The following is a 17,169-nucleotide window of genomic DNA, read 5'->3' as shown; positions in this document are numbered from 1 at the left end:
GTGAAACTGCTTATCGTGGAAGATGACCTGCTTACTGCTGAGGTTGTTCGTGATTCGATTGATTGGAGCAAGCTTGGTATTCAAGATGTGAGGATTGCACATCATGTTGCTGGCGCACAAAAACGCTTTGAGGAGGAGCCACCTGATCTCGTTTTATGTGATATTGAAATGCCTAAGGAATCTGGTCTAGATTTATTAAAATGGGTGCGTTCACATCAATATAAAAGTGAATTTATCTTTTTAACGAACCATGAAAATTTTCATTTTGCCTCCACCGCCTTGGAATATAAAGCGAGCAGTTATTTAACCAAACCGTTTAACATTGAGAAAACAGAAATGGCTGTTTTAAAAGCGATCGAAAAAATTAATGAAGAAAATCGGCTTCAGCAGTATAGCGAGTATGGGCAATATTGGCTAGAAAATAAAAAAATAATTTTAAGGAATTTTTGGAGAGATCTTTTATTTTCTAAAATTCCATCTGAAAAATCAGCGATACAACATGAAATAACAAAAAGAAATTTGTCTTTGGACCCTGATGGTAACTATCATTTAGTGCTAGTGAGTGTATTAAAATCAGAAAATCCAACCGGTTCGTCCTTGGATGATCCTAGCTTTGAATATATTTTGAAAAAGATGTCTTCAGAAGTCATTGTTAGTGAAATGGATTTTCAAAATGTGATTTATTATTCAACGGACCGTAACCATTATGTTGCTGTTATTATCCATGACAAGGTGACGGACAAGCAGGTAAAAGAGAAGTGTGAGGAGTTTATTGAAATCTGCAAACAATATTTAAAGCGTATGGTCGCTTGTTATATATGTAGTAATGCTACGCACCAGTCACTCGCTAAGGATCGAAAGCGATTAGAGGAAATAGATCAAAATAACTTCACATTTCGCAGTAAAGTGTTTTATGAAAATGATGCGGAGGTTGTGAATTTTACAGGTCAATATGAGCTTGATGCTACAGCGCTAGAAGAAATGTTTGCAAAAGGTGAAAAGGTAAACATCATCAATTTTATTAAAGATAAGCTTGAGCTGTTGGCGGCTAAAAATAGCTTGGATGCATCAACGATGTATTCCATTCATCAAGATTTTATGCAAATTGTATATACGTTTTTATACAAAAAGGAGATTCAAGCACACAAGCTATTTTCAGATAAAATGTCACAGAAATTAAACGTAAGTGCCAACAATTCTGTTTTTGACATGATGAAATGGGTTCACTTTATTTCGACAAGAACATTAGATTACGTAGAGGAAGTAAAAAAATCAGAGAGCATTATTGATAAGGCGAAGCAATTTATTTTGGAGCATTATATGGAGGACATTTCTAGAAATGATGTCGCGGCAAGTGTTTTCTTAACGCCCGAATATCTTGCTAAATTGTTTAAAGCCGAGACAGGAATTGTGATCAAGGATTTTATTCACCAATACCGAATTGAAAAAGCGAAGGAATTGCTAAGAAACGGGGATACTAGTATTAGCATGATTGCGTCTCAGGTTGGGTTTGATAACTTTTCGTATTTTTCTACCGTTTTTAAAAAGCTAACAGGGGTGAGTCCCCAGACTTATCGCAAGGAGGATGGAGCCTAAGCTACCATCTTCTTTTTATAATCGCTTAAAAGCAAAAATGTTCCCCTTGTTTTTGAAAGCGTTTAATCTAGGGGAACCACTATAATTACATTATATAAAAAAAGCTTAACTTTAATTTATAACTGCTGAGGGGGATTCAGATGAAAAAATTTAAAAAGCTTTTGAGTGGGTTAGCTATTGTTGCACTTTCCACTTCATTATTATCGGCGTGTAGCAGCGGCAATTCCAAAAATTCCGCAGAGGATAAGCAAAGTAATCCGGATGAGATTGTCTATTCCTTTGTTACATTCAATAAAGTCCCTGAGGATACCAGTAAGGTAGAGAAAGCCATCAATGACATTACAATTCCCAAAATTAATGTAAAAGTAAAACTGAAACCAATGGGGGTTTCAAATTATGCACAGCAAGTCAATCTTGCAATTCAGAGTGGCGAAAAACTTGATATTTTCCATACTTTGGGCGACTTGAATCAATATATTTCTAAAAATATGGTGATGCCACTAGATGATTTGCTTGATAAAGATGGGAAAGAGACCAAGCAGATTGTAGGCGAGGATTTCTTGAAGTCCACACAATCCAATGGTAAAACCTATGCGATTCCAGCCTACAAAGGTTATGCGCTTGCTCCGAACCTAGTGTATCGCGAAGATATTATGAAGGAATTAGGCGTTTCACCAGATAATATCAAAAGTATTGATGATCTAGATGCCCTTTTTGCAAAGGTAAAAGCTAAATATCCAAATATGGTTCCAATTGCTCCTGCAAATCAGGGCGTATCTGGTGTTTTGAATACAATGGATAACATTGATTATTTGACGGATGACATCTTTAAGCCAACTGCGGTTTTAGTTGGGGATAGCACAAAAGTTGTGAGCTTCTATGAAACAGAACAGTTTAAAGAAAAAATCAAAATCGCGAGAGATTGGTTTAACAAAGGCTATATCTCTAAGGACGCAGCAACCTCTAACGTTTTAGCAACAGAACTAATGTCGTCTGATCGTGGTTTCTCTTATATTGCAAGTTATGCAGGACTTGAATCAGGTGCTCAAATTGCTGCTATGACCGGTAAACCTGTAAATATGGTAAGACTAGCTCAACCTTATCTATCCACGACAAGTGTGAATGCAGTGAGCTGGGCGATTTCTGCAAACAGTGAAAAACCAGAAGCAGCAATGAAGTTTATGAATTTAACGTTCTCAGATAAAGATATTGTTAATTTGATCGTGTTTGGCCTAGAAGGAGAAGACTACACTAAAATTGATGCAGATCATGTAAATTTCCCTGAAGGTAAAGATGCAAATACTGTCCCTTATACAGCGCAACTTAGCTCTGGGATTGTAGGTAACATGTTTAATCAGTTTGCATTGGAAGGCCAAAGTATCGAGGATATGAAGCTGATGGAGAGTGAAAATAGCTCCTCTGCAAAATCAAAAGCATTTGGCTTCACCTTCGATAGCTCTAGTCTAAAAGCGGAATATTCCTCCGTTATGAATATTATTAATCAATATTTACCTGGATTAAATACGGGTAGTCTTGACCCTGACAAAGAGCTTCCAAACATTATTAGAGCACTCAAGGATGCAGGTATGGATCGGATCGTGGCTGAGAAACAAAAACAGCTTGATGCATGGCTTGCCCAAAACAATAAATAAGAACAAGTCGAATGGAGTGAAGATTATTTAATCTTCACTTCATTTATCACAAGGAAGTGTTTTATTAACCACAGGAAAGGGATAAAAGATATGGCACAAAAAATTAGACGTAAAAGCGCCAAAAGCTCATTACCGTTACTGTTGCTTACCATTCCGGGAATGATCTACTTACTCATAAATAACTATATCCCGATGGCAGGCGTAGTCATTGCGTTTAAGAGCCAAAACTTCGCGAAAGGGATTTTTGGTGGAGATTGGATAGGTCTTGATAACTTCGCATTTTTATTTAAAACCAAAGATGCGTGGATCATGACGAGAAATACGATTTTATACAATTTAGCCTTTATCGTGATTGGTACGATCTGTGCGATCATCGTTGCACTTTTAATGACAGAGTTAACTAAAAAGTTTCTATCGAAGTTTTATCAAAATGCACTCATTATTCCTAGTGTTATTTCGACCGTTGTTATCTCCTATATCGTATTTTCATTTTTAAATTCGGATTCGGGTTTAATTAATAAAACAATTCTCAGTTTATTTAATCTACCTGAAATCTCATGGTATTCAGAAGCTAAATATTGGCCCGTCATTATCGTACTTGTTTTCATTTGGAAAACGGCGGGGTATTCCTCCATCGTCTACATGGCTAGCATTGCTGGGATGGATAAAAGTATTTACGAAGCAGCTAAAATCGATGGCGCAGGCAAGTTTAGACAAATTAAGGACATCACCCTTCCATTGTTGAAGCCAACCATTATTATTATGACCTTGCTGGCTGTAGGAAGAATTATGAATTCAGATTTTGGTCTATTTTATCAGGTGCCTATGAATTCAGGGGCGTTGTACAATACGACGCAGACGATTGATACCTTTGTTTATCGGGCGATGATGCAGCTGAATGATACAGGTATGGCTGCTGCTTCCGGATTATATCAGTCACTGGTCGGATTTGTATTAGTGATGGTAGCAAACGGGATTGTGCGAAAAATAGATTCGGATAACTCTTTGTTTTAGGAGGCAAAGCAGATGACAGAACTTCAAACGCGTGGGGAGAAAAGGTTTACGATTTTTGCCGAAGTCACAATTATAATTCTAGTTATTTTAAGTATCGCCCCCATTTTATTAATTTTTATTGCTTCATTTACACAAGAAAATGAATTGATTGCTAATGGGTATAGCTTTTTTCCAAAAGCTTTAAGCTTGGATGCCTACTCTTACCTAGTTTCAGAATCTAAAACGATTTTTAAAGCATATGGTGTATCTATCTTCGTAACGGCAGTAGGTACTTTGCTAGGTGTGCTTATCACAGCAATGCTTGCCTATCCGCTTTCCAGAAGTGATTTTAAATATGGAAAAATCATTTCGTTCCTAGTGTTATTTACAATGTTATTCAGCGGTGGTATTGCACCTGCATATATTATGTGGACAAGAATATTCCATATTAAAGATTCATTATTTGCACTCATGATACCCAATTATTTAATGAATGCATTTAACGTGTTTTTAATGACAAACTATTATCGTAATAATGTGCCAGGGGCTTTAATAGAGTCGGCTCAAATTGACGGAGCAAAGGAACTAAAAATCTTTTTCAAAATTATACTTCCTTTATCTACACCTGCGATTGCCACGATTGGTATTTTTACAGGAATCGCATATTGGAACGATTGGATTAACGGCTTATATTACATTACTAAACCACAATATTATGGAATTCAAAATTTACTAGTTAGAATGATGGACAATATCCAATACCTCAAATCTGGGGCGGCGGGTTCTGCGATTGGCGCTGTAGCAGTGCAACTGCCAAGTAATGCGGTACGGATGGCTTTAGCTGTAATTGGTGTACTTCCAATCGTCATTATTTTCCCATTCATGCAAAAGTATTTTATTAAAGGTGTCGTGGTGGGTGCGGTAAAAGGATAATAGGAGCATAATAGAAGAGTGTAATAATTTGTAAAATAATAGGAGGAGAAAATGTGATGAAGGTACAACAGGTGATTGATGAAATTTTAAATCAATTTGGTGGTATTAAGTTTGAACAAACGTGTGATCAGTTGATGAGCGGAAGTCCTGACACAGAGGTAACTGGCATTGCCACGACGTTTATGGCAACAGTGGAAGTGATTAATCAGGCGATTGAACAGGGAGCGAACTTGATTATTACGCATGAACCTACGTATTATACTGGACGTGATACGACAGAGTGGCTTAGTGATGATCCTGTATATTTACAGAAAAAACAGCTGATAGATGATCACAATATTGCGATTTGGCGTTTCCATGATCATATGCACGCAGCACCTACAGACTTAATTTATGATGGCTTGATCAAAGAAATCGGATGGAAGGATTATTTAATTGAAGGGCAACAATATCCCCATAGTTATGAAATTCCTGAAATGTCGTTAGTGGAGCTAAGTAACTTTTTTAAAGAAAAGCTAGACATGCAGGTCATTCAAATCGTGGGATCGCCAGAGACGAAGTGTAGACGAGTAGGCATTTTAGTGGGTGGCGGAAGTCTTGGACTTGGCACAGAAGAGATGCCGATGACGTTAATGCGGGAGAAAAATTTGGACGTGATGGTCTGTGGAGACATCATTGAATGGACGTTAACACCATATGTACGTGATGCTGCCGCACTTGGGATGAACAAAGCGATGCTGGTCTTAGGACATGAGCGTAGTGAGGAAGCAGGAATGAAATATATGGCGGAATGGTTAGCACCGATGCTTGATGGCGTACCCGTCCATTTTATAGACTGCAAAGAGCCGTTTACTTACTTGTAAGCAAAGGAGTTTTGGGGAATGTCGTATGAGGAAAAGGTGTTACCTGAACTACGGGATATATTGAATAATGCGCCAAGGTTTGATCTGTCTAAGGATTTAGATAAAATGAGAAGCTTTCAGCCGCCCAAACTGGAGGGCTCGCCAGATGTAAACATCACTACTCGTCATTTTCAAGGTTCAGAATGTGAGCTAAGGGTGAAAATTTATGAGCCAAAGAACAGAACCACTTCAGTTCTACCCGCCGTTTACTGGATTCATGGGGGTGGTTATGTATTAGGTAGCCCTGATGGCGATGATGGATTTTGTGAATACATGGTAAATGAGGTTCATTGTGTTGTGATATCGATTGACTACCGTCTAGCACCGGAACATCCTTATCCTGCGGCGATTGAAGATTGTTATGCTGGTCTGAAATGGGCTGCGGAGCATGCCGATGAATTGCAGATTGACGCTACAAGGCTTGCCATTGCAGGTGCAAGTGCTGGTGGTGGATTAACTGCCGCGTTGGCATTACTGGCTCGTGATCGTGGGGGACCAGAGATTACTTTTCAAATGCCTTTATATCCAATGTTAGATGATCGCAATGAAACGCCATCTAGTTATGAGATCAATGAAGAAAACATGCCGTTAGCTTGGAATCGTGAAAGTAATATTATCGCATGGAACATGTATTTAGGTACCCATGATCAGGTCGCACAGGATAATCATAGTGTTAGATTAGACGAGGTTTCCCCTTATGCGGCGCCGAGCAGAGCTACAGATTTGAGTAAGCTTCCACCTGCCTATACGTTTATCGGTCAGCTTGATCCTTTTAGGGACGAAACGATAGATTATGTTGCTAGACTTGCGCAGGCTGGCGTTGCTGTTGAGTTTCATTTATATCCAGGCTGTTTCCATGGCTTTGATGCGATTTTCAATGAGGTAGATATTAGCAAACGAGCTAGAAGCGAATGTATATATGCATTAAAAAAGGCTTTTAATTGTGGAGAAAAGGAGTAGATTTTGATGGCATTTTTTCAAGTGAACTTTTTTTCTAAGTCATTAAAAAGACAGGTTCCGTTTACTGCGTTTGTTCCCGTGGATACTTTTGACATTCCAGGCCAAGAGCCAGTAGAGCGGGGACCGATAAAATCCCTTTATCTATTGCATGGCTATGCAGGCAACCACATGGATTGGTCATTAGGAGCTAAAATTCAGGAATTATCACTGATTCATAATACCGCAGTATTTATGCCAAGCGGAGAAAATAACTTTTATTTAGACGATAGTGATAAAGGGGAGCTTCATGCTGAATTTATCGGCAATGAGCTAGTTGAATTTACGAGAAAAACCTTTCCGATTTCTTCAAATAGAGAAGATACATTTATCGGTGGATTATCAATGGGGGGATTTGGAGCATTACGTAATGGCTTAAAATATTCCCAGCACTTCAGTAAAATTATTGCTTTATCCTCCGCCTTGATCACACGAAATATCGCAGGTATTCCCGAGGATTTCAAAGACCCTATTGCAGACTATAACTACTATCGAAGAGTGTTTGGCGACTTAAATGAGCTACTTGGGAGCGATAAGGATCCAGAGGCCTTAATCCTTAATTTGAAAAAGGACAATGCAGATAATCCTGAGAATCCTGAGAAAGCAGTGATCCCTCATATCTATATGGCGTGTGGAACAGAGGACTTTTTGTTGAAGGAAAATAGAGCGTATCATGAATTTCTTGAGAATGAAGGTGTAGAGCATACCTACATTGAAGCGCCAGGGGTGCATGATTGGAAATTCTGGAATGAGTATATTGAAAAAGCGATGAAGTGGGCAACAGTATGATGCTAGAAGCAGAATTGGTGCTTGAGCTCGAAGTAGAATTAGGACAAACGCAAGAGGTAGGGGAGACGCCAAAAGGATTTTTAAGGCTAATTCCGATCACAGGTGGGACTTTTTCTGGGCCTAATATCAAGGGCAACATTTTATCAGGTGGGTATGACTGGAATACGACACGTCATGATCAAACAGCACATGCATTTGCTAAATATGCACTTCAAACTGATGATGGGGTTGTTATCTCTGTTGAAAATGAAGGTATATTGCCATCTGAGTCTGAACTTAGTCAAACCAGTCAAACTAATCAAACCAGTCAATCTGTTCACTCTAGTATGATTAAGACGACAACTCGTTTTGAAGTCGCGGATGGAAAATACGAGTGGCTGCGTAGTGGGGTTTTTGTGGGAAGCTTGGAAGCAGGAGCAGGTATAAGTGGAAGTGCAAGTGCAACGGAAAAACCTAGTGTATGCATAAAAATATATAAATTGAAATAGGTGTTGTGATGATTACATTTGACGAGCGTTTTACTTTTGCCAACAAAGAAAATGATCTGTTGTCCATCGGTGAGCTTTTAATCGATATGATCTCGGATGATTACGGTGACAATTTTGAATCTAGCACCTATCACAAATATTTTGGTGGATCACCCGCAAATATTGCAATGAACACACACAGGCTAGGTATAGATGCTAAGCTTGCTGCGGCTGTAGGTAAAGATGGGCTAGGGAGCTTTTTGATCGATCAGGTTCAGGGTGCTGGTGTTGATCCTTCCCTTATACAGCAAGTACAATCTGCCACAAGTATGGTGATGGTCACGAAAAGCATGGACACACCTGTCCCAATCTTTTACAGGGGAGCTGACTACCAACTAAGCTATACCAACGAGCTTGACCAAGCGATCAAAAACTCTAAAATTGTTCACTTCTCAAGCTGGCCTATTTCCAAAAGCCCTGCACGACATACGATAGAAAATGTGATTACAACAGCAAAGGAGCATGGTTCCTTAATTGGCTTTGATCCTAATTATCATCCCATGCTGTGGGACAATGGGGAGGATGGGCTTGCCTATATTAAGTCTATCGTTGGTAAGGTGGATATCGTAAAGCCTTCCGAAGATGATGCAGAACGATTGTTTGGAAAGGACACTCATTTAAATCAAATTGAAAAGTTTCTTACGCTAGGTGCCAAACTGGTCATCATGACCTTAGGCAAAGATGGCGCTATCGTCTCTAATGGTAAGGAAACTGTGGAATTTTCTACACTTGCTAATGAAATTGTGGATACTACCGGTGCTGGAGATGCATTTTGGTCAGGATTTTATGCTGGTATCGTAAAAGGATATACGTTAAGAGAAGCTTTGATGCTTGGTTTTGCAGTCAGCGCATATAAACTGAAGTTTATGGGGGCTGTCGTAGCTATGCCAGAGCTTGAGGAAATAAAGAAAATATATAGCTTATAGTGAAATAACAACTGAGCTGCGCTAATCAGGAGGAGAAATGTGACATGGCAGTAAAAAATAAAGTACAGCTTATTACTTATCCTGACTCTATGGGTGGAGACTTAAAAACGCTACATGAACTATTAAAAAAGCACTTTTCGGACATATTTAAAGGCGGCATTCATATTCTTCCTCCTTTCCCATCCTCGGGAGATCGTGGGTTTGCTCCACTTACGTACCTAGAGATTGATCCTGCTTTTGGAAGCTGGGAGGATGTTAGCGCTATTGGCGAAAGCTTTGATGTGTTGGTTGATTTAATGGTCAATCATATCTCTAGGCAGTCTAAGTATTTCCAAGATTTTTTGGAAAAGGGTAGACAATCGGAATATGTCGATCTGTTTATTACGTTAGATAAAATTTGGGAGGATGGACAACCGGTTGATGAGGACATCAGTAAAATGTTTTTACGTAGACCACTTCCGTATTCTACCTTCCAGATTACTAATACAGGTGAAGAAGAGAAGGTATGGACAACCTTTGGCAAAACCGATCCATCTGAGCAAATTGATTTAGATATTCATTCAGAGCAGGTAAAAGCGCTTTTTAGACAGTTTTTTGAAAACTTCAGTAAGCATAACGTCAAAATCGTGAGATTGGATGCAGTGGGTTATATTATTAAGAAGCTAGGGACAAGCTGCTTTTTCGTAGAACCTGAAATTTATGAATTTCTAGATTGGATTAACGAGCTTGCAAGCTCACTTGGTATTGAACTATTACCAGAGGTTCATTCCCACTATTCCATTCAGTATAAGCTAGCTGAGCATGGCTTTTGGATTTATGATTTTATTTTACCCTATACGATATTGGACACTTTAATCGGGCAATCGAACGAAAAGCTTTATCAATATTTGGAGAACAGACCTGCTAAGCAGTTTACGATGCTGGATTGTCATGACGGTATCCCTGTGAAGCCCGATATGGATGAGTTGATTGACCCAAAGGAAGCGAGAAAGCTTGTGGATGTTTGTCTGGAAAGAGGAGCAAACCTTAGCTTAATTTTATCTGATGAGCATAAGTCGGAGGATGGCTTTGATGTTCACCAAATTCGTTGCTCTTATTATTCCGTTTTGAATCATGATGATGATGCTTATTTGGCTGCCAGAGCCATTCAATTTTTTGTGCCAGGCATACCTCAGGTTTATTATGTAGGACTTCTTGCGGGTGAAAATGATACAGAAGCGGTTGAAAAATCAGGTGAAGGACGTGAAATCAATCGACATAACTTTACTGTAGAAGAAGTTGAGGACGCGGTACAAAAAAGTGTCGTTCAAAGGCTTATGCAGTTGATCCGCTTTAGAAATGAATATGATGCATTTAATGGGGAGTTTAGTATTGTTCCTTGCGCCCAAGATGAAATCATGTTTACGTGGAAAAAGGATACATTATGGTGTAGCTTGTTCATCAACTTGAAAAGCAATCATACTGTCATTAAATATATTGACGATAACGGGCAAGAAGTTGAGTATTTGGTTTAAATTTGTATATAAAGCGAGCGTCTCTTAAATGGGATGCTCTTTTTGTACTTAATGGAATTGCGGAGAGCATTGATCTTGATGATTAAACAATGTTACACTGTCATAGATTATTTATGTCAATTTTAAAGGTTTTAAAGAGTTATTTAACACAATTTTTGGACAACGGTCCTGTAGCTATAGAGGAGATTTGAAATGTTGAAGGAAAATTTTTGGCGTGATTTACCACGACCCTTTTTTATATTAGCACCGATGGAAGATGTGACGGATGTTGTTTTTCGTCATGTTGTAAGCAAAGCGGGGAAACCTGATGTGTTTTTTACGGAGTTTGCGAATACGGAAAGCTATTGTCATCCAGAGGGACATAAAAGTGTGCGTGGACGTTTAGCTTTTACCGAGGATGAACAACCGATTGTTGCTCATATTTGGGGAGATAAGCCTGAATTTTTTCGTGAGATGAGCATTGGGATGGCGAAAGAAGGCTTTAAGGGCATTGATATTAATATGGGTTGTCCTGTCGTCAACGTCGCAGAAAATGGAAAGGGAAGTGGCTTAATTTGCCGTCCTACGGTTGCCGCAGACATTATCCAAGCAGCTAAAGCTGGAGGCTTGCCTGTAAGTGTGAAAACGAGATTAGGCTTTACTGCAGTTGAAGAATGGCGTGATTGGTTAACTCACATTTTACAGCAAGATATTGTAAACCTATCGATTCATTTACGGACGAGAGAAGAAATGAGTAAGGTAGATGCGCATTGGGAATTGATTCCTGAGATTAAAAAGCTTCGTGATGAGATTGCACCGCACACGTTGCTAACGATTAACGGAGATATCCCTGACCGTCAGACAGGACTTAAGCTGGCAGAGCAATACGGTGTAGATGGAATTATGATTGGACGAGGTATATTCCAAAATCCATTTGCATTTGAGGTCGAACCAAAGGAGCATAGCAGCGAGGAGTTGCTTGATTTGCTTCGCTTGCACCTTGATCTTCATGATTATTATTCAGCCGAGATTCCACGATCCTTTAGTGCACTTGCTCGTTTCTTCAAAATATATGTGCGTGGATTCCGAGGGGCAAGCGAGCTTAGAAATAATTTGATGAATGCTAAATTGACAGATGGGGCGAGAGCGTTGCTGGATGAGTTTGGGAGAGAGAGTGGTATGGAGTAGTGATTAAAAGTATTGTGAATTTTCGCACAAAGAAGCCCGTCGTTAAAGCATAACGAGGGGCTTCTCCTACTTCTGTTTATGCTTATTTACCTATATACATCCAATTTCCCCCAGAGTACATTATATTACCAACCGACTGTACTTTAGTGTAACCAACTGAAAAGGTAATTTCCTCTGTATAAGTCTTTCCTCCTGCTGAAACTTTTATCACTGTTGGATACAGATAATTTGTCCCTGTAGATGAAGAGCGGATGTATTTTGTATAAACATCTGAAATGTCACCTACAGCTCTATAGTCATAAATTCCATTAGTTAAGTAACCTGTATCAAACCAGAATTGATCTGTTTTTGGTTGATATGAGAAATAACCATTGCTATCTGTTAGTATAGTTTGGTATATTCCACAGCCCCTTGTTAATGGCATATTAATTGTTACGCTTGTATTAGCAATTGGATTTCCTGAATCTGAAATTAATCTACCAGAAACTTTAAAGTCAACCCCAGTTACTATTTTATCTGGTAATGAGGAGGGGAAATTGTGAGAACCAAAGTGTTCGAATAAATATTCTGCGCCAGCTTGGCTTGCCTCTACATCTGTACTAATTGCTCGCTGATTATCTACCCACCAAGCTGAGGTGCTGGTTGGTTCATATATACCATTTATCGTTACATCAGTCATAGAGGCACTTTCTACTGCAACTGTAAGAATAGTCCAATCTGACCATGCGTTATTTTTATCTCCAACTCTGAACCATATTTCGTAATTACCAACTTCATTGAAAGATAGAACACAATTTGTTTGATCCATTTGTTTAACAAAATCAGTTAGTGGCGTGGTTACACCATCCTTAATTACCATTCCGCCAATATTGGCTATCTTATCAAGATTGTCAGATCCCGCCCAAGAGATCATCATTAATTGATTAGGGATTAGCTTGTTAGAAGAAAAGCTAATTTTGGCTGTTGGTCTTGCGCTTCCATCAGCTGGTTCTATATTAAATACATATTTTGCTGTATTTGACCATGCACCTCGTGAATCTTTCACCTTGAATGTAAGCTGATATTGTGCTGCGGTATTAAATTGAGTTGCAAATCCGATATTTCCACTTATTGATCCTATAATATCACTATTAGAAATACCTCCAACCTGCATATCTACAATATTATCCCCATCAGGGTCATAGGAATAGTTTTCACCATTGTATGACCATAACCATGCAATTTGTGTTTTAGTTGTAAGCTTACCATTTATCATTGACGCTGGATTAAGCACAACCATTCTCAAACCTGCAACTGGTGGTTGGTTTTCTTGGGCTTGAATATTTGAAAGTACTTTTGAATCATTAATAATGCTTTCTTGTATTTTAACATTTGAGAGTAGTTCATTGTTATTCAATGGAATTTCATTTAATTGATGCTGTATTTCAGTAATGCTAAGAGATGAGGGGACTTCATCTTTTGCAATTTCTGATGCAGATGCATTACTAATACTGTATACCAAGGAAAGACATAATATAGTACTTAAGAAAGTAGTTGTTACTTTAAAAAATAACTTTTTCATACTTATCCTCCTCTTATTTTAAACTTATCTACTACAGTAAAATAGAGTTATTCCTAGCCACTTTTAAAAATACTAAAAAATGAAATTCGCATTTTATCACCTGCTTTCTTTTTTGACATCTGTTTATTATATCGGCTATAAATTGGATTTTATTAGCATTAATAAATAATTATTGTATTTTAATTGATTATTATGGAAAATAGTAACTGGGTTACCAAAATAAAAAAAACGGCATTTCTGCCGGTTTTTTTATGTTAATGCACGCCTTTATCCTATCTCATATTTCCCTGCATCACATCAACCCAATTCCCATTATGCATCATCTCAGCATCCTCGCCATAAAATGCCTTCTTAGCTTCTTGATCACCAAGCAGATGATAACTCATCCACGCAGTTAAGTAGCCTCGATGATTACCACCATCACCTTCAATTGCAGTATGTGCTGCACCTTTTGCGATTCCCATCATAACCGGTGTGTTTTTGCTAGTGTGTTTTAAAGCTAGTTGATTGCTTGATCGTGGTGAAATAAGAAAATCTCGTGTTCCGCCCATAATGAGAAAAGGAACCTGAATACGTGCTGTATCGTACACATCCTCTGGATCACAATATTTCAAATCAGGCAGGGCAATCGATACGATCGTTTTAATTAACGATCCATTTTTAAAGTTAGTATGTGCATTAATAACCCCAGTTGAGCCTTGCGAATGTCCAGCTACGCCAATCTGATCTATATTTACTTTTTTATAAAATAAACTGTCTGCTTGTTGGTTTTGACCTACCAAGTATTCAATTCCCTCCATAATTTCCTTGCCTGTTCCTGTTGTTTTGCTATAGGAATCAATCACGATGAAGCCCCAGCTAGCAAGATGAGTAAGAATTTCGTTGTATCGATCAGGTGTAGCGTCCGTTCCATTCCCCCAAGAAATAATAGGGTACGTTTCGCCCACTTGAAATGCGGGATAATAAATTCTAAGTAAATCCTCACCATTAGTGCTCTTTACCTCTTCTATTTTTACATCATAGTTACCCTGTTGTGAATAATGCTGCTCAATACTTCCTTCCGCAAGTGCTGGCACGTTGGAATGGATAATTATTTGCAAGAAAATCGTGAGTGGGACTACAACGATAAGTAATACAGCGACTAACCATAAAATCCACTTTCGGTTCTTAAAGAAAGACATAGGTGTGACCTCTCGATCGTCTTATTATGTTTACTATTTTCTCTATTAATATACTTCTGAAAATGTATACGTGAAAATAATAGGTTATGATTCGAAAAAGAATAATATATTTTAGTTAACAGGAAAAAATTTTCATTTAATGGGTTTTAATGTATAATTGAAATATATTGAATTACAAATTAATACATATTTTATAAAAAGATGATATTTTAATAGAATTCTCCGGCATAATTTTTCCTATCAGATAGTTAAGCTCTAATTAGAATTGATTTGATGCAGAGCATTTAATCCGAAAGAAGGTGAAAAAATGAAGAGGGCTATTTTTTTAAGATTAATAGCTTTTAAATTTGAAGGTGGGTAGTAGATTAAAGTATGAATTAAGAGTTAAATAAAATCTGAAAAAAAATAATATTAAGGAAGGTGTGTTGGTATATGTTTAGATTAAAAAAGTTATTACCATTGATGGTAGCACTTATCATGATTTTTGGAATGAATTCTAATGTTTTTGCAACAGATGATGTACCAAATGTTAATGATGAATCAGAGGGAATAGTGCAAAAAATAAGCAATTCTGATTTTGATCAAGCAGAAAAAATGGAAGCACAGGATATACAAAAAATCACTGTAGATGATAGTAGCTTCCCACAACTAAATGTTAATACAAATTTTAAAATAGATACTCTAAAAAATTACAATAATATTGAAAATAATACTACACAAGGGATATCAACAAATAGCACCTGGCAGATTAATGACCCCGTTTTTGTTGGCGATGGAAAATTAACAGGGGCCTATGACATTTATTTAGTTAATGCTTCTAGTAATAGAACGGCAGCTTTAAAACTAGCTGCTAGCAGTTCTGAATTAATAGCTCAAATATTTATAGTTGACGCCCAAGGTAATTTGCAACCTTCTAATTTTATTGTTAATGCGAATAGCAGTGATAAATTTGGGGCTTTACCTTCTGGTACTTATGCCATTGTGATAGGATCATCCAGTGGTAAAGTTACTGGGACATACACCTTAATGTGGAATTGCTCTAATCCTTCTGGAGCCAAAAGTATCATTAATCGTACATCAGATCTTGCCCGAGTCGTTTTATTTTATAGTAACAATGAAATTCGCAGTAATGGTGATAATATCATAACCAATTTAAAATGGGAGGAACATGAAACATGGTATCTTCCTCTTGGGTATAGTGCAAGAGATATGTCAATTAGCGCGATAACCTCTAAGGGAACTTATTTAGCTTCATTTAATAGCAGTAAGCCGTATACGGCAAATAATGCCTTATTAATCGATGTGTCAAAAGGATCGTACCTCTACTTTAATAGTTATTATAGTAATGATAAAGGTGATGTAGTACATGTTATGAATTATATAGATCCTTCTGGCTTAAAGACACCAAGAACATTAGGTAATTCATCTACAGATTTTGACTGGGGTAATCACTATATTGTTATTAATCTTGATACGTTCGAGGTAGCTGAATTTTTAAGTCCATTTAATTATCATTATACAAAAGACGGCGGCAGAACATATTCATTAAATAACGTGACTAGAGTAGAATAAACACTTAATAAAATAGTGAAGATTGCTAATTAAAAAATAAACGAGGTTACTCTGTCATTTAGAGTAACCCCGTCTTACAATATAAAATCCTTCATATCAACTTGCATTACTTTTTACACATTTTGCTTTAGTTGATTTAGTTCTCGCCGTAGCTTCCTACGAAATCCTAAATTCGCTGTGTCTACAGCGTGATCAGCACTTTTTGCAGTTGCTGAACTACATCTTTTACATACTGTTACTGGTTTACCTTCCGAATTTGTCGCAGAATAAAGCAGCTTGATGCGAGTGGAGAGGCAGATTGGGCAAGTTCCTCTTCCTCTTGACGTTGTGTTCCATAAGCCTTTACCACGTTTTGTTTTAGCCATTAGGGCCTCCTATAACTGAATTATAATGTTATCATACTATTCAGCAATATCCAGTTAAAGGTAAACAATGATTATAGTCAAAGTATCCTGTTAAGGTCTTGGCTATTTATTATTTCTTATTATGCTCCGCTAATTGCACCTCAAAGCCGTCTGGGTCAAGTATATAGAAGAAACTTAAATGAGGATTAGGTGTAATGGGGCCACGAGCTACTTCGATGCCTTGGGTTTTTAAATAAATCATAGCTTCATCTAATGACTCCACCTCAAAGCCAAGGGAGATCCCACACTCTGGCTTCACCACTTGCTCACTTCCTTGAATCAGCTCTAGCTTCGCTTGCCCATCCATAATTAACATCGCGATTTGCTTTCCTCTGCTCTCGAATTTACGCTCAATAGGAAGTCCTAATACTTGGTTATAAAAATGTAATGAAGTCTCAAGATCTTGTACCCTAAGCGTAATCCAATTTAGACGTAAATTCATAGACTCAACACTTC

The 17,169-nt window shown here is 37.8% G+C and carries 16 protein-coding genes; 12 read left to right on the top strand and 4 right to left on the bottom strand.

What is annotated here, in order from left to right; all coding sequences use genetic code 11:
• The 11 genes from J2Z32_RS02175 (at position 1) to J2Z32_RS02125 (ending at position 11,995) form a co-directional block, all read left to right on the top strand.
• Positions 1-1,596 carry a helix-turn-helix domain-containing protein gene (locus J2Z32_RS02175; protein WP_210087478.1) on the top strand — a complete coding sequence of 532 codons (1,596 nt, stop codon included), beginning with the start codon at positions 1-3 and terminating at the stop codon, positions 1,594-1,596.
• Positions 1,597-1,736: 140 nt separating this feature from the next.
• Positions 1,737-3,248: an ABC transporter substrate-binding protein gene (locus J2Z32_RS02170; RefSeq protein ID WP_210087477.1), complete on the top strand. Its 1,512-nt coding sequence runs from the start codon at positions 1,737-1,739 to the stop codon at positions 3,246-3,248.
• Between the two features lie 90 nt (positions 3,249-3,338).
• Entirely contained in the window at positions 3,339-4,262 is a 924-nt protein-coding gene (locus J2Z32_RS02165; RefSeq protein ID WP_210087476.1) for an ABC transporter permease, read from the top strand.
• 12 nt (positions 4,263-4,274) lie between these two features.
• The gene (locus J2Z32_RS02160) at positions 4,275-5,174 is read left to right on the top strand and encodes a carbohydrate ABC transporter permease (RefSeq protein WP_210087475.1); all 900 of its coding nucleotides are present in this window, start codon (positions 4,275-4,277) and stop codon (positions 5,172-5,174) included.
• Positions 5,175-5,230: 56 nt separating this feature from the next.
• Positions 5,231-6,037: a Nif3-like dinuclear metal center hexameric protein gene (locus tag J2Z32_RS02155; RefSeq protein WP_210087564.1), complete on the top strand. Its 807-nt coding sequence runs from the start codon at positions 5,231-5,233 to the stop codon at positions 6,035-6,037.
• Positions 6,038-6,055: 18 nt separating this feature from the next.
• Entirely contained in the window at positions 6,056-7,036 is a 981-nt protein-coding gene (locus J2Z32_RS02150) for an alpha/beta hydrolase (protein WP_210087474.1), read from the top strand.
• A gap of 6 nt (positions 7,037-7,042) precedes the next feature.
• Positions 7,043-7,861: an alpha/beta hydrolase gene (locus J2Z32_RS02145; protein ID WP_210087473.1), complete on the top strand. Its 819-nt coding sequence runs from the start codon at positions 7,043-7,045 to the stop codon at positions 7,859-7,861.
• On the top strand, positions 7,846-8,349 hold the full coding sequence (locus tag J2Z32_RS02140; RefSeq protein ID WP_210087472.1) for a DUF3237 domain-containing protein: 504 nt from the start codon (positions 7,846-7,848) through the stop codon (positions 8,347-8,349). Before J2Z32_RS02145 ends, J2Z32_RS02140 begins: the two co-directional genes overlap by 16 nt.
• An 8-nt stretch (positions 8,350-8,357) precedes the next feature.
• Entirely contained in the window at positions 8,358-9,314 is a 957-nt protein-coding gene (locus J2Z32_RS02135) for a carbohydrate kinase family protein (RefSeq protein WP_210087471.1), read from the top strand.
• Between the two features lie 44 nt (positions 9,315-9,358).
• Positions 9,359-10,828, top strand: a complete 1,470-nt coding sequence (gene gtfA, locus J2Z32_RS02130; protein ID WP_210087470.1) for a sucrose phosphorylase — start codon at positions 9,359-9,361, stop codon at positions 10,826-10,828.
• 195 nt (positions 10,829-11,023) lie between these two features.
• Complete coding sequence (locus J2Z32_RS02125) at positions 11,024-11,995, top strand: tRNA dihydrouridine synthase (RefSeq protein WP_210087563.1); 972 nt, start codon at positions 11,024-11,026, stop codon at positions 11,993-11,995.
• A gap of 82 nt (positions 11,996-12,077) precedes the next feature.
• Here J2Z32_RS02125 and J2Z32_RS02120 read toward each other — a convergent pair whose 3' ends face one another.
• Both J2Z32_RS02120 and J2Z32_RS02115 read right to left on the bottom strand, forming a co-directional pair.
• Positions 12,078-13,556 (bottom strand): carboxypeptidase-like regulatory domain-containing protein, encoded by a 1,479-nt coding sequence (locus J2Z32_RS02120; protein ID WP_210087469.1) that lies wholly within the window; start codon positions 13,554-13,556, stop codon positions 12,078-12,080.
• Between the two features lie 272 nt (positions 13,557-13,828).
• Positions 13,829-14,737, bottom strand: coding sequence for an alpha/beta hydrolase family protein (locus J2Z32_RS02115; protein WP_210087468.1), 909 nt, complete (start codon positions 14,735-14,737; stop codon positions 13,829-13,831).
• 432 nt (positions 14,738-15,169) lie between these two features.
• Here J2Z32_RS02115 and J2Z32_RS02110 point away from each other — a divergent pair, with 432 nt between their 5' ends.
• Complete coding sequence (locus J2Z32_RS02110; protein WP_210087467.1) at positions 15,170-16,309, top strand: hypothetical protein; 1,140 nt, start codon at positions 15,170-15,172, stop codon at positions 16,307-16,309.
• A 113-nt stretch (positions 16,310-16,422) separates the two neighbouring features.
• On the opposite strand, the gene J2Z32_RS02105 is transcribed toward J2Z32_RS02110, so the two are convergent.
• Both J2Z32_RS02105 and J2Z32_RS02100 read right to left on the bottom strand, forming a co-directional pair.
• Positions 16,423-16,674, bottom strand: coding sequence for a hypothetical protein (locus J2Z32_RS02105; RefSeq protein ID WP_210087567.1), 252 nt, complete (start codon positions 16,672-16,674; stop codon positions 16,423-16,425).
• Between the two features lie 109 nt (positions 16,675-16,783).
• Positions 16,784-17,155: a VOC family protein gene (locus J2Z32_RS02100; RefSeq protein WP_210087466.1), complete on the bottom strand. Its 372-nt coding sequence runs from the start codon at positions 17,153-17,155 to the stop codon at positions 16,784-16,786.
• Positions 17,156-17,169: the final 14 nt, after the last annotated feature.

The organism is Paenibacillus turicensis, assembly GCF_017873435.1.
Taxonomy (GTDB): domain Bacteria; phylum Bacillota; class Bacilli; order Paenibacillales; family Paenibacillaceae; genus Fontibacillus; species Fontibacillus turicensis.
Note: the sequence above shows the minus strand (reverse complement) of the source record. Positions and strands in the feature narration are given on the sequence as shown.

What these genes read in the sequence shown, in the direction of transcription:
- J2Z32_RS02115 (WP_210087468.1), bottom strand. Translation starts at nt 14,737, where the DNA reads ATGTCTTTCTTTAAGAACCGAAAGTGGATTTTATGGTTAGTCGCTGTA.
- J2Z32_RS02110 (WP_210087467.1), top strand. Translation starts at nt 15,170, where the DNA reads ATGTTTAGATTAAAAAAGTTATTACCATTGATGGTAGCACTTATCATG.
- J2Z32_RS02120 (WP_210087469.1), bottom strand. Translation starts at nt 13,556, where the DNA reads ATGAAAAAGTTATTTTTTAAAGTAACAACTACTTTCTTAAGTACTATA.
- J2Z32_RS02150 (WP_210087474.1), top strand. Translation starts at nt 6,056, where the DNA reads ATGTCGTATGAGGAAAAGGTGTTACCTGAACTACGGGATATATTGAAT.
- J2Z32_RS02170 (WP_210087477.1), top strand. Translation starts at nt 1,737, where the DNA reads ATGAAAAAATTTAAAAAGCTTTTGAGTGGGTTAGCTATTGTTGCACTT.
- J2Z32_RS02135 (WP_210087471.1), top strand. Translation starts at nt 8,358, where the DNA reads ATGATTACATTTGACGAGCGTTTTACTTTTGCCAACAAAGAAAATGAT.
- J2Z32_RS02105 (WP_210087567.1), bottom strand. Translation starts at nt 16,674, where the DNA reads ATGGCTAAAACAAAACGTGGTAAAGGCTTATGGAACACAACGTCAAGA.
- J2Z32_RS02145 (WP_210087473.1), top strand. Translation starts at nt 7,043, where the DNA reads ATGGCATTTTTTCAAGTGAACTTTTTTTCTAAGTCATTAAAAAGACAG.
- J2Z32_RS02165 (WP_210087476.1), top strand. Translation starts at nt 3,339, where the DNA reads ATGGCACAAAAAATTAGACGTAAAAGCGCCAAAAGCTCATTACCGTTA.
- J2Z32_RS02100 (WP_210087466.1), bottom strand. Translation starts at nt 17,155, where the DNA reads ATGAATTTACGTCTAAATTGGATTACGCTTAGGGTACAAGATCTTGAG.
- J2Z32_RS02155 (WP_210087564.1), top strand. Translation starts at nt 5,231, where the DNA reads ATGAAGGTACAACAGGTGATTGATGAAATTTTAAATCAATTTGGTGGT.
- J2Z32_RS02160 (WP_210087475.1), top strand. Translation starts at nt 4,275, where the DNA reads ATGACAGAACTTCAAACGCGTGGGGAGAAAAGGTTTACGATTTTTGCC.
- gtfA (WP_210087470.1), top strand. Translation starts at nt 9,359, where the DNA reads ATGGCAGTAAAAAATAAAGTACAGCTTATTACTTATCCTGACTCTATG.